We start from the raw sequence: 12,501 nt of genomic DNA, 5'->3' as shown, positions 1-12,501 counted from the left end.
CGGTGCCCGGACGTAAATTGGGTTGGGCGATTCCGCCCGCAGACCCCCTTGGAACGGAGCCCGGTGGCCGCTAAACCAGTTCGTGCAGCACAGAACCCGCAAACCTCTTCCGTACCGGCACTCACACCGGAGGAACGCCAATCGGTGCGGCGGACGCTGCGAACGCCCAAGCTGCTCAAGACCGAGGTGCTTGCCGGATTGGTGGTGGCCCTCGCGCTCATTCCCGAGGCGCTGGCCTTCTCCGTCATCGCCGGCGTGGACCCGAGGATAGGGTTGTTTTCTGCCTTCACCATGGCTGTCACCATTTCCTTCCTGGGCGGCCGCCCGGCCATGATTTCCGCTGCGACCGGCGCCGTCGCCCTGGTTATCGCCCCGCTCGTGGCGTCCCACGGTGTGCAGTACATGGTTGCCGCAGTGCTGCTGGCAGGGGTTTTCCAAGTCTTGCTCGCGCTGCTCGGTGTGGCTAAGTTGATGCGTTTCATTCCGCGCCAGGTCATGGTGGGTTTCGTCAACGCGCTGTCCATCCTCATCTTCATCGCCCAGGTGCCCGAGCTGCTGGGGGTGCCGTGGCTGGTGTATCCGCTCACGGCCCTTGGAGTGCTCATCGTCTTCGGGCTGCCGCGGCTGACGACGGCGGTGCCCGCGTCGCTGGTAGCGATTGTCGTCATCACGGCGATCACGGTGGCAGCTTCCATCACTGTCCCCACCGTGGGTGACAAAGGCGACCTGCCGGACAGCCTCCCGTCACTGCTGCTGCCGGATGTTCCCCTCAGCCTGGACACCCTGAAGATCATCTTCCCGTACGCGCTGGCCGTGGCCTTCGTGGGACTCCTGGAGTCGTTGATGACGGCGAAACTGGTGGATGACGTCACGGATACCCGGTCCAACAAGACACGGGAAGCGTGGGGTCAGGGGGCAGCCAACATCGTGACGGGCTTCTTTGGCGGCATGGGCGGCTGCGCGATGATCGGCCAGACCATGATCAATGTGAAGGGCTCCGGCGCCCGGACCCGGATTTCCACCTTCCTCGCCGGCGTTTTCCTGCTGCTGCTCGTGGTGGTCCTCGGGGACGTTGTGGCGCTCATTCCGATGGCCGCCCTGGTGGCCGTCATGATCTTCGTCGCCGTGACCAGCTTCGACTGGCACAGCGTCCGTCCGTCCACCCTCAAGATGATGCCCAAGAGCGAAACAGCCGTCATGCTGTCCACGGTGGTGGTGACCGTCTGGACCCACAACCTGGCCGCTGGCGTCGGCGTCGGTGTGCTGGTGGCGATGGTGCTCTTCGCCCGGCGGGTGGCGCACTTCGTGACGGTGGAGCGCAGCGTGGCGGAGGACGACGCCGGCAACGCGGCCGCCACCTATACGGTCAACGGCGAGTTGTTCTTCGCTTCTTCGAATGACCTGTACTCGCAGTTCGAGTACGTCCAGGATCCGGCGCGCGTGGTCATTGACCTCAGCAGCTCCCATGTATGGGATGCCTCCACGGTGGCGGCACTGGATGCGGTGGCGGAAAAGTACCGGCGGCGCGGCACTGAAGTGGAAGTAGTGGGGCTGAACGCGGCCTCGGGCAAAATGCGCGACCGCATGGCAGGCCGCCTGGGCTGAGCTGGCAGCCGCATGACCGGTTCGCAGCCGGCGACCGCGGTTCAGGCGGCGTTGAGGTCCATGTCCCGGAATCCTGCCGGGGCGTCCTCAAACAGAGCCGACAGGGCGCGCCGGCACTGCTCCGCCGTCGGGCGTTCCTGCGGGGACAGTGCGGTCATAGCGGTGAGGAGTGACCGCCACCCGGCGGGCAGCGTTGACGGAATCTCCGGTGCCCGGACGGTCCGGGCCACCATGGATTCAACCTGCGGCAGGTCAAATGCCCGCCGCCCGGCCAGCGCTTCCAGCAGTACCAGGCCCAGCGAGTAGATGTCCGTGGCGGGGGTTAGCCGGGAACCGGTGACCTGCTCCGGGCTCATGTACGGCAAGCTGCCGTAGGACGAAGCGCTGCGGGCAGGCAGGAGCGTGCTGACGGCGGTGCCGAGGTCGGCGACTTTCGCGCCGGTTCCGGGGGCCAGCAGGATGTTCGAGGGTTTGATGTCGCGGTGGAGATAATCCGCGGCGTGGATAGCGGCCAGGCCCTCCGTAAGGTCGGTGCCAAGCTGTGCAGCGGCCGCGGGCGGCAGCGCACCGCTCCCGGCGAGGTGCTGGCGGAGATTGGGTCCCGGCACCAGTTCAAGGACCAGGAACGGCGTCTGCACTCCGGTCACGGGATGCCCGACGGTTCCGGTGGCAATCACCTGGACCACCCGCGGACTGCGCACCGCTGTGAGGGCTTCGGCCTCGCGTGCGGCTTCACGGCCCGACGGCGAGTGGCCCAGCGGAGCGGAAAAGATCTTCACGGCAACTTTGTCCAGGGTTGCCAGATCGGTGGCCCGCCATACATAGGCGGCCGTACCGCGGCCGATCGGCTCATCCAGGCAGAAGCGGCCCTCAATGAGTACGTGGGGGCTGAATCCGGAGGTATCCGTCCGCGGCAGGGACGGTGCCTGGGACAGGTGTCCGGGCGCGCTTCTCGCCATGCTTCCCCCGATACTTTAGTTAGCCTGTCTAGCTAGTAGCTGAGCTAACCATAAATGGGCGTGCGAGTGGTGTCCAGCTGTCCAGCGGCACGTGGCGGTGCGGACTACCTGGATAGCTACTGGGCGGTACCGGCGGCCTCGGCGGAACCGTCCGGAGCGGGTTCGCCGGGTGTCCCGCCCAGAGCCTGCCGGAGCCGGGCCATAAACCGGATCACGGTATCGGCCTCCTCCGGGGATAGTTCTGCAGCTGCCTGCAGCATCCGCCCGTGCATGTCGCCTACGGTCTGCCGGACTTCTGTGTCGGAGACCTCGGTGGGGACAATTTCCCAGGCCCGGCGGTCATTGGGGCGGGCGCGCCGGCGCACATAGCCGCCCTTCTCGAGCCGGTCGATCAGTGCCGTGGTGGAGGCGGTGGAAATGCCCAGCAGCCGGCTCAGGTCCTTCGGGCCAAGACTCCCGCCGGACTGCCGGGCCTGCATGAGGTGGCGCATGGCCAGCAGGTCATTCTCGTTCATCCCCATGGCGTCCTGGGTGTGCCGGCGGACCCGGGTTTCCGCTGCCCGGTAGCTGCGCACTGCATCCAAAACGTCGCGGGCCCGGGGGTGTTCCGGGTCCGGCGAATACCAGTACCCGTTGCGTTCGGGGTCCTGCTGCGGGGTGTCCATTCGAATAATCCTAGCCCTGCTGGAAGGTAGCCCGCCTAGGGATCGCTGCGACACATTTCGGTTGTCCCGCCGCTTTGCGTTTTTGCTGCCGGTTTGAACCGGCAGCAGAAACGTGAATGGGCAGCAGAAACGAGAGCCGGCAGCAGGTTCGCCGCAGCTACAGGGTCAGGGCCATGCCCAGTGAATCCGGGGCGACTTCGCGGAATCCGTGCCGGGCGTAGAGGCGGCGCCCCGGAGGATCGGCCATGAGCGTGACCCATGCCCCGGCGGGTGCCTCGGCGCGGATGGTTTCCAGCAATGCCGTGAGTACGCGGTCGCCCAGGCCCTGCCGCTGGTGCCCGGGCAGGACGGCCATGTCTGCGATAAAGAAATACCAGCCGCCGTCACCGACCACCCGTCCCATGGCCACCGGCTGTCCCGTTTCGGCTTCCACGATGTGAGCCGCGGCCCAGCTGCCGGCAAGGGCCGCTGCTGCCTGGTCCGGCCGCTTAGGTGTTAAACCGGACTCGGTGCGCAGCCGCAGATAAGCGTCCACCGGTGGCGTCGACATAATGTCAGCGCAGGAGCAGGAGCACGGCCAGCGCCAGCATCACAATGCCGATCAACACGTCAAGGATCTGCCAGGTGCGGGGGCTGCTGAGGAACTTCGCCAGCGACCGGGCGCCGTAGCCCAGGGCCGAAAACCACAGGACGCTGCCGGCCACTGCCCCGGCCGCGAAGATCCAGCGGCCGCTGGTGCCGTATTGGTTGCCAAGGCTGCCCAGAAACACCACCGTGTCCAGATAAACGTGCGGATTCAGGTAGGTCAGGGCCAGCGCGGTGCTGACCACCGATCCGCGGGAACGGGGTTCCTGTGCGCCGAGCGAGGACGGCTTCAGTGCCGAGCGGATGGACCGGATGCCGAACCAGGCCAGATAGGCGGCGCCGGCCCAGCGCAACAAATCCAGTGCCTGCGGGAACCGGGAGACCAGTGCACCGATACCGGCTGTGCCGCCCAGGATCAGGATGGCATCACTGAGCGCGCACAGCAGCACCACCGTGCCGATGTGTTCCCGCCGGATGCCCTGCCGCAGCACAAAGGCGTTCTGCGCGCCGATAGCCACGATGAGTCCAAGGCCGGTGACCATGCCGGTTGCCGCGATGCTCCACATATGTTCACCGTAACCAGCACGCTGAATTCAGGCCAACGAATTATTCTTCGGATGCATTAGCTTTGCTTCATGAACCTCGAGCAACTACGGGCCCTGACCGCCGTCGTGGACGAAGGAACCTTCGAAGCGGCTGCCGAGCGCCTCCATGTCAGTCCGTCAGCGGTCAGCCAGCGGATCAAGGCCCTGGAGAATGCGGAGGGGCAAATCATGGTCCGGCGCGGCATTCCATGTACTCCGACCGAGGCGGGGGCGGTCCTGCTCCGGATGGCGCGGCAGATACAGCTGCTGGAATCCGAGGCCCGGACGGCACTATCCACAGGCACAGGAGCCGGAACGTCGACGCCGGTGGCCGTTAACGCTGATTCACTTGCCACCTGGTTCCGGCCGGTCCTCTCCGAAGCTGCCGCGTGGACGGACGGCACGCTGGAACTGCAGGTAGAGGACCAGGACCACAGTGCCCGGCTCCTGCGCAGCGGCGACGTCATTGGTGCCGTCACTGCCGATCCCGTGCCGGTCAACGGATGCAGGGCCGAGCTGCTGGGCGCCATGCGGTATCTCCCGGTGGCCACGCCGGCCCTGCGGCAGCAATACACCGGGGCGGACGGGGTCAGCTGGGACACCATGCCCGTGGTTCGCTTTAACTCCAAGGATGACCTGCAGGGGCGGTTCCTGGCGGCCCGCGGCGTCACCGGCCTTCCGCCGCGGCACACCATCCCGTCTTCGGAGGCGTTCCTGGCCGCGGTCCGCGCGGGGCTGGGCTGGGGCATGCTGCCGGAACTGCAGTTGGGCTCGGACCTCGACGACGGAACGCTGGTGCTGCTGGACGGGAGCGCCTACGAGGATGTGCAGCTGTACTGGCAGGCCTGGAAGCTCGATTCGGAACGCCTGCGCCGCATCAGTGCCGCCATTCGGCAGGCCGCCGCCCGGCTGCGGTAGAAGACCTAACCCCGCAGCGGCTGGCAGTGCGGACAGTAATACAGGTCCCGCAGCTCCAGTTCGTTGTCGCCGAGCAGTTCGTGGGCCACCTTGGTGCCGCAGCGCAGGCACCCCCGCCGTTCCCGGTTATACACCCAAAGCTGGTCCCGCCCCATGGCGCCGGTGGTGATCCGGCGGGGGCGGGCTTTATTGACCTCTAGAAGCCGCTTGGACAGGTCCACCAGCCGCGGCAGGTCCGGCACGTCGGAGACCGGGGTCAGCGGGTGGACGCCGGCCAGGAAACACAGTTCGCACCGGTAAATGTTGCCGATCCCGGCCATGATGTGCTGGTCCAGCAGCGCCAGGCCGATGGGCCGCTCCGGCTCGGCCCGCAGCCGGCGCAGCGCCTCCTGAGCGTCCCAGTCCGGACCCAGCAGATCGGGACCGAGGTAGCCGACGGCGTCCTCCTCATCCTTGCGGGCCAGCACCCGCAGGAAACCGAGGTCGAACCCGACCACCTGGTGCGTGGCGGTTTCCAGGACGGCGCGCGCCTTGAAGGCCGGACGCCGCCACTTCTCGCCTCGGGCGTAGACGTGCCAGAGCCCTTCCATTTTCAGGTGCGAATGCAGGATCCAGCCATCCACCGGATCGCCGCCGCGGATCAGCAGGTGCTTGCCGCGGGACACCACGTCCTGCACCGTGTCGCCGGTGAAGTCCGTGGTGGCGAATTTCGGCACGCGAATATCGCAACGGGTCAGCTCCTGGCCGGCCAAAACGGCGTTGAGGTCCCGGGCTGCCCGCCAGATGGTATCGCCCTCAGGCACGTCCCCTCCGTTCGCCGCGGACGGTGCCGCACATCTCAGACACGGTACCGCAGGCCTTTGGGGGTGGTGTAAAAACCGGCGGCGGTCAGCGCCCGGGCGGCCTCGGTGTCCAGGATGTCGGCGCCGTTAACCTTCTCAATGGCCATTTTCTCCGCCGCGCCGCGCCGGATAATCCGAACCAGGGCGGCGGCGGACAGTTCCAGCGCCGCCGGATCCTCCGTGAAGGTCAGCAGGGTCTTGCCGCCGCGCTCGGCGTACAGCGCCAGGTCCCCGTCGACCAGGACCACCAGCGCGCCGGCCTTCCGGCCGGGCCGGTGCCCGCCGTCCAGGGCCGGCCAGGGCAGGGCCGCGCCGTAGGGGTTGGCGGGGTCGGTGGCGGCCAGGGCGACGGCGGTGGGCTCCGGCTGCTTCAGCTGCGCGTCTTCGGAGAAGGAGCGCAGCCGGTCCACCGTGGCCGGGACCGCGAACTGCGCGGCCCCGAGCTGTTCAATGAAGTAGCCGCGCCGGCACCGGCCCATCTCCTCCAGCCGGGCCAGCACCCGGTAGAGCAGGGCGAAGCCGCCGGCCGTACCCTCGCTGGCAACGGAGCCGCGGGTGACCACACCGTAGCGGTCCAGCATCAGCTCCGCCGTGGCATGGGCGTGCAGGGTAGTGTCGGTTTCCACCGCCGGCAGCATGCTCCACCGACCCGCCACCATGGGCGGGGCGTTGCGCAGCGTGGCGGCCGCGGTGCCGCCGCCGGCCAGCCGCAGGGAGTTGCCGGTCAATGAAGCGCCCGGCGCCCGGCCCAGCCGCCCCATCCGGGCGGTGCGGGCGCGCGGGGTGGCGGCCCGCTGCTTGTGCGCTGTTTTCCCTCCGGAGAGCAGGGAGCGCACCGGGGTGAAGGTGTCGTTGCTGATCCGTCCGGCCCAGACCAGTTCCCACAGCGCGGACACCACATTGGCATCGGTTTCCGCGGGACCGTTTCCGGCCAGGCCGTCGCTGAGCTGGCGGAAGAAATACGCGCCGCCGTTGCCCAGGACCTCCAGCAGCCGCAGGTGCAGGGCGCCCGGCTCGAAGTCCGGGGACGGAGCAAGAGTCAGGGGAGCGTTTTCGGCCAAGTGCAGGGAAATCCAGCCGTCGTTGCCGGGCAGGGAGCCGCTGCCGGACCAGATCACTTCGCCGGTGGCGGTCAGTTCATCCAGCATGGCCGGCGCATAGTCCCGCACCCGGGAGCCCAGGATCAGCGGTTCCCACGCCGACGCCGGGATGGGCACCCCGGAGAGCTGGTCAATAACGGTGGCCACGCCGTCGAGCCCGCGCAGCCCGGAACCCACGTTCTGCCAGGCCGGCAGGAACCGTCCGTAGGTGGCCGGGTCCACCGGTTCCACTTCGGAGCGCAGCGCCGCCAGCGAGCTGCGCCGCAGCCGCCGCAGCACCTCCACGTCGCACCATTCGGTGCCGCCGGGCGCGCCGGGCACTGTGACGGTGACCGGGGGAGTGGAGTCCACGCCGTCGTTCGCGTCCAGCAGCAGGGTTTCCGCGGGGCGGAACTCGCCCTCGGCCACCCGGCCTTCACCGGCCAGGCGCTGCAGGGTGCCGGTGACGACGGCGACGCCCAGTCCCAGCCGGGCCGCCGCCTCCGCCGCGGTGAAGGGCCCGTGCGTGCGGGCGTAGCGGCCCACCAGGTCACCGAGCGGATCGGCCACCGGCTCGATGAAGGCCAGCGGCACACCCATGGGCAGCGGGACGCCCAGGGCGTCGCGGAGCCGGGCGGCGTCTTCGATGGCGGCGTAGCGGGCGGTGCCGGCCATACCGATCCGCAGCGCGCGGTTGGCGCGGACCAGCTGGTCCAGCAGCTCTTCCGCGTAGTCCTGGGATGCCGGTTCCGGTGCGGTGCCCTCCGGTGCGGGTTCGGCCGGCTGCAGCCTTGCGGCGACCTCGGGGACGGAGAGCGGGCCGAGCAGGCGCAGCAGATCGGCCACGCCTTCGAGCCCGCGGACCTTCCGGTCCGGTGCCAGGCGCTGCAGCTCCTGCTCGATGCGGCTGATGATCCGTGCATCCAGCAGCTCGCGCAGTTCGGCCCGGCCCAGCAGTTCATTGAGCAGCGTGGGATCCAGCGACAGGGCCGCGGCCCGCCGTTCGGCCAGCGGGGAATCACCCTCGTAGAGGAAGGCCCCCACGTAGCCGAACAGCAGCGAGCGGGCGAACGGCGACGGCGAGGGCGTGGTGGTTTCCACCAGACGGATCTCGCGGCGCTCAATGCCGGACGCAATGTCCTTCAAAGCCGGCAGATCGTAGACATCCTGCAGGCATTCGCGCACCGTTTCGAGCACGATGGGGAACGTAGGGTACTTTTTGGCGACATCCAGCAGCTGCGCCGAGCGCTGCCGCTGCTGCCACAGCGGGGTGCGCTTGGAGGGGTTCTGCCGCGGCAGCAGCAGGGCGCGGGCCGCGCATTCGCGGAAGCGGGAGGCGAACAGGGCGGAGCCGCCCACCTCGGCGGTAACGATGGAGTCCAGTTCCTCTGGGTCGAACAGGAACAGTTCGGCGCCGGGCGGTTCGTCTTCCATCAGCGGCACCCGCAGCACAATGCCGTCGTCGGAGGCCATCGCGGAGCCGTCCAGTCCGTAGCGGGCGTGCAGCCGCGCGCCCACGGCCAGCGCCCAGGGCGCGTGGACCGGCATGCCGTAGGGGCTGTGGAGGACGACCCGCCAGTCGCCGAGTTCATCGTGGAAGCGTTCCACCACCAGGGACTTGTCATTGGGGACCACATCGGTGGCCTGCTGCTGCTCGCGCAGATAGGTGATGAGGTTCCCGGCGGCCCACTCGTCCAGTCCGACGGCGGCCAGCCGTTCGCGGGCGGCGTCGTCGTCGGAGCCGGCCATCTCGCGCACAAACGCGCCCAGCGCCCGGCCCAGTTCCACCGGCCGGCCCAGGGAGTCCCCGCGCCAGAACGGCAGTTTGCCCGGCTGGCCGAAGGCGGGGGAGACCAGGACCCGGTCATGGGTGATGTCTTCGATCCGCCAGCTGGTGGCGCCCAGGGCGAAGATGTCCCCCACCCGGGATTCGTAGACCATTTCCTCGTCGAGTTCACCGACCCGGCGGCTGTTCTTGCCCTCTGAATCGCCCACCAGGTAGACGCCGAAGAGTCCGCGGTCCGGGATGGTGCCGCCGGAGGTCACGGCCAGGCGCTGGGCTCCGGGCCGCCCGGTGATGGTCCCCTCGGTGCGGTCCCAGACGATCCGCGGGCGCAGTTCGGCGAATTCGTCCGACGGGTAGCGGCCGGAGAGCAGGTCCAGGGTGGCATCGAACGCAGAGCGCGGCAGGCCGGCAAACGGTGCCGAATTGCGGACGACGTCGAACCATTCCTCCACGTCGATGGAGCCCAGGGCGGCGGCGGCCACGGTCTGCTGGGCGAGGATGTCCAGCGGATTGGCCGGAATGGACAGCGGTTCGATCTGCCCGGCCAGCATCCGTTCGGCGGTGACAGCGGAATTGAGCAGGTCACCGCGGTGCTTGGGGAACATCACGCCCTGGGAAATTTCCCCGACCTGGTGCCCGGCACGGCCCACCCGCTGCAGCCCGCTGGCCACCGAGGGCGGGGACTCGACCTGCACCACCAGGTCCACCGCACCCATGTCGATGCCCAGTTCCAGCGAACTGGTGGCCACCACGCAGCGCAGCCGGCCGGATTTCAGGTCATCTTCAATCAGGGCGCGCTGATCCTTGGACACGGAGCCGTGGTGGGCGCGGGCGAGCAGGGGAGTGTCGTCGTCCACCGCCAGGTCTGCGCGGCGCAGCACGGACACTCCGGCCTGCGCCATGATCTGGGCCGGCGGGCGGGATGTCCCGGGTCCGACGGCCGGCACCGGCGCGGCGTCGTCGGTCCCGGTGGCCGCGGATGCCGCTTCGAGCCGGAAGGCATGGATCTCGTTGAGCCGGGCGGTCAGCCGTTCGGCGAGGCGCCGGGAGTTGGCGAAGACGATGGTGGAGCGGTTGGCCTCAATGAGGTCGACAATCTTCTCCTCCACATGCGGCCAGATGCTCGCCTGCGGGGCGTAGCCGCCCTCCGCGGTGTCTTCGGCGGCCGGAGCCCCGCCGAGGTCCGTCATGTCCTCCACCGGGACGGTGACGGTGAGGTTCCAGTTCTTCTTGGATTCGGGCGCCACAATCCGCACCGGCGCGTTGCCGCCCAGGAAGCGGGCCACGGTTTCGTGCGGTTCCACGGTGGCGGAGAGCCCGATCCGCTGCACGGGCTTTTCAAGCATGGCGTCCAGCCGGGCCAGGGTCACGGCCAGGTGTGCGCCGCGCTTGGTGCCGGCCACGGCGTGGACCTCGTCCACAATGACGGTTTCCACCTCGGCCAGGGTTTCCCGGGCCTGGGAGGTGAGCATCAGGAAGAGGGATTCAGGGGTGGTGATGAGGATGTCCGGCGGCCGGGTCAGCAGCGCGCGGCGCTCATTCTGCGGGGTGTCGCCGGAGCGGACGCCCACAGTGATGGACGGCGCGGGCAGGCCCAGCCGCTTGGCGGTCTGCGTGATGCCGATCAGCGGGGAACGCAGGTTCCGTTCCACGTCCACGCCCAGGGCCTTCAACGGGGAAATGTACAGGACTTTTGTCTTGCGTTTCGGTTCCTTGGCGCGCCGGGAGCCGGACGCCTTTCCGGCCGCCGGCAGGGGAATGTCCAGGGTGGGATCCGCCGGCGCTGTCTGCGCGGCAGCGGCAATGAAGCTGTCGAGCGCCCACAGGAAAGCGGCCAGCGTCTTTCCGGAGCCGGTGGGGGCTACCACCAGGGCATTGGCGCCTTCACTGACCGCATCCCAGGCGCCCAGCTGGGCGGGGGTGGGCGCAGCGAAGGCACCCTCAAACCATTCCCGGGTGGCGGGGGTGAATTTGCCGAGCACGGACCGGGCCTGCCGGGAAAGGGCCTGCACCGAGGACGCCGATGTCATGCCACTATTCTTCCCCACACCGCTGACAGTTTTCCCGCAGCCGGCCAGGTTTGGCTGCAGGCCGAATATCAGCGGGCCTGCAGTGCGCCTACCTGCAGCAGTTCAATGTCACCGTTCAGGCACCCCGTGGAGGGGTAGGAGACGGTCAGGGACGTGGTGTCCTCCGGCGGGTACACCAGCAGGGAAGCGGTGTCCTGTACCTGGCATTCACCGTATTTCTGGGCCACGGTTTCGCGCAGTTCCGCAGCGGCGGACTGGCCGGGCTCCAGCGTCACGGGGGCCGCGGCAACATCATCGACCCGCCCGGCGGCAGCCCCGACCTGCTGGCCCGCAGCATCCAGGTAGGAGACGCCGGGGTAACCCATCATGGTGCAGGCGCCCCCGCCGGACGTATTGGTCAGCACCAGGGCACGGGCCACCCCGCCGGCAGACGCGCCGCCGGGGATGTCTTCCACCGTTCCGCTGAGCATGTCAGCGGTGCACAGCGCCGGTCCCGTCGCAGCCGCCCCGCCGGTGCCGGCAGGAGAGGTTGCCGGAGCGGGCGTGGCGTCAACACTCGGTGTCGCGCTTGCAGAGGGTGAGGACGACGACGCCGCGTCGCCGCCGCCGTCGTCATCCCGGGATCCGCAGCCGGCCAGCGCGGAGCCGGAAAGGGCCAGCAGGGCCAGGAGGGACAGTGCCCGGCGGGAAGCGGAGGCGGGACGGGAGGCGGCGTTTCGGCTGTTCATGCTCTCACCCTGTCCCTGCGGCCGGGGCGCGTCAATCCGCCCCGCTGGGCGGGGCGGAAAGACGCATAACCGTTACGGATATACGCGGCCGTCGGGCGGCCCGCGCTGACGATTACGGAACGCACAGGCCGGATTTCACCACGGCGGCCAGCGCTGCCCGGCGCCTCTGATGGACGTGGGCGGGATCCCCTCCGCCGGCGACAGCGGTGATTGAAGCCTGGGCCCACGTGGAGGCCATTGAAATCAGGAGCGACCAGACATCCTCCACCTCGATATCCGAACGGATTCCCCCCGTTCGCTGCTCTTGCTCGATGCCGCGCAGGTGTGCCGCATCATTCTCCTGCAGTCCGGGGTATAGATAGCCCGCGGATTCACGTTCGAGGCGCTTCCAGGCAATCAGCCGGACAAGCGCCGGATCTGCGACATAGTCGTCATACAAGCGCACCGCATAGCCGGCAAGGTCATGCGCAGTGAACGGAACCCGGTTTTTGTTGGCTAGCACGTGCGAGGTGAATACTGCCTCGAACAGTTGCTCCTTGGAGTCGAAATAGGCGTACAGCATGGGCTTGCTAGCCCCGGATGCGGCGGCGATCCGGTCTACCCTGGCTCCGGCGATGCCCCGGACAGCAAATTCCTCGGTTGCTGCATGGAGGATGCGGCGGCGGGTTTCCTCAGCGTTTGGCATGGGAAGAGTATATCTTTACTACCAACTAGTAGGTA

Annotated in this window: 10 protein-coding genes; 2 read left to right on the top strand and 8 right to left on the bottom strand. The window is 68.4% G+C overall.

Translation table 11 applies throughout. The annotated features are described in order from the left end of the window. The first annotated feature begins 63 nt into the window (after positions 1-63). Positions 64-1,605 (top strand): SulP family inorganic anion transporter, encoded by a 1,542-nt coding sequence (locus LOC57_RS13360; RefSeq protein ID WP_229960326.1) that lies wholly within the window; start codon positions 64-66, stop codon positions 1,603-1,605. Positions 1,606-1,646: 41 nt separating this feature from the next. Here the strand turns inward: LOC57_RS13360 and LOC57_RS13355 are convergent, their stop codons facing one another. The 4 genes from LOC57_RS13355 to LOC57_RS13340 form a co-directional block, all read right to left on the bottom strand. Next, a complete protein-coding gene (locus tag LOC57_RS13355) occupies positions 1,647-2,564 on the bottom strand; it encodes a serine/threonine-protein kinase (RefSeq protein ID WP_229960324.1) in 918 nt (305 codons plus the stop codon). Between the two features lie 116 nt (positions 2,565-2,680). After that, complete coding sequence (locus LOC57_RS13350; protein ID WP_229960322.1) at positions 2,681-3,229, bottom strand: MarR family winged helix-turn-helix transcriptional regulator; 549 nt, start codon at positions 3,227-3,229, stop codon at positions 2,681-2,683. Between the two features lie 157 nt (positions 3,230-3,386). Beyond that, positions 3,387-3,779, bottom strand: a complete 393-nt coding sequence (locus LOC57_RS13345) for a GNAT family N-acetyltransferase (RefSeq protein WP_229960319.1) — start codon at positions 3,777-3,779, stop codon at positions 3,387-3,389. Positions 3,780-3,783: 4 nt separating this feature from the next. Continuing rightward, positions 3,784-4,380: a LysE/ArgO family amino acid transporter gene (locus tag LOC57_RS13340; protein WP_227913115.1), complete on the bottom strand. Its 597-nt coding sequence runs from the start codon at positions 4,378-4,380 to the stop codon at positions 3,784-3,786. Positions 4,381-4,449: 69 nt separating this feature from the next. Between LOC57_RS13340 and LOC57_RS13335 the strand changes: the two genes are divergently transcribed. Next, on the top strand, positions 4,450-5,316 hold the full coding sequence (locus LOC57_RS13335) for a LysR family transcriptional regulator ArgP (protein ID WP_229960317.1): 867 nt from the start codon (positions 4,450-4,452) through the stop codon (positions 5,314-5,316). Positions 5,317-5,321: 5 nt separating this feature from the next. Here LOC57_RS13335 and LOC57_RS13330 read toward each other — a convergent pair whose 3' ends face one another. From LOC57_RS13330 to LOC57_RS13315, 4 genes are all read right to left on the bottom strand, one after another. Continuing rightward, positions 5,322-6,119 (bottom strand): Fpg/Nei family DNA glycosylase, encoded by a 798-nt coding sequence (locus LOC57_RS13330; RefSeq protein WP_229960315.1) that lies wholly within the window; start codon positions 6,117-6,119, stop codon positions 5,322-5,324. Between the two features lie 35 nt (positions 6,120-6,154). After that, a complete protein-coding gene (locus LOC57_RS13325) occupies positions 6,155-11,053 on the bottom strand; it encodes an ATP-dependent helicase (RefSeq protein WP_229960313.1) in 4,899 nt (1,632 codons plus the stop codon). A gap of 68 nt (positions 11,054-11,121) precedes the next feature. Further along, the gene (locus tag LOC57_RS13320; RefSeq protein WP_229960311.1) at positions 11,122-11,781 is read right to left on the bottom strand and encodes a DUF4232 domain-containing protein; all 660 of its coding nucleotides are present in this window, start codon (positions 11,779-11,781) and stop codon (positions 11,122-11,124) included. A 112-nt stretch (positions 11,782-11,893) separates the two neighbouring features. Beyond that, positions 11,894-12,466, bottom strand: a complete 573-nt coding sequence (locus tag LOC57_RS13315; RefSeq protein WP_229960309.1) for a TetR family transcriptional regulator — start codon at positions 12,464-12,466, stop codon at positions 11,894-11,896. Between the last annotated feature and the right edge of the window lie 35 nt (positions 12,467-12,501).

It is taken from the genome of Arthrobacter sp. zg-Y750 (assembly GCF_020907365.1).
Lineage (GTDB): Bacteria > Actinomycetota > Actinomycetes > Actinomycetales > Micrococcaceae > Arthrobacter_B.
The sequence above is the reverse complement of the archived record's forward strand: the minus strand, read 5'-3'. Positions and strand labels throughout refer to the sequence as shown.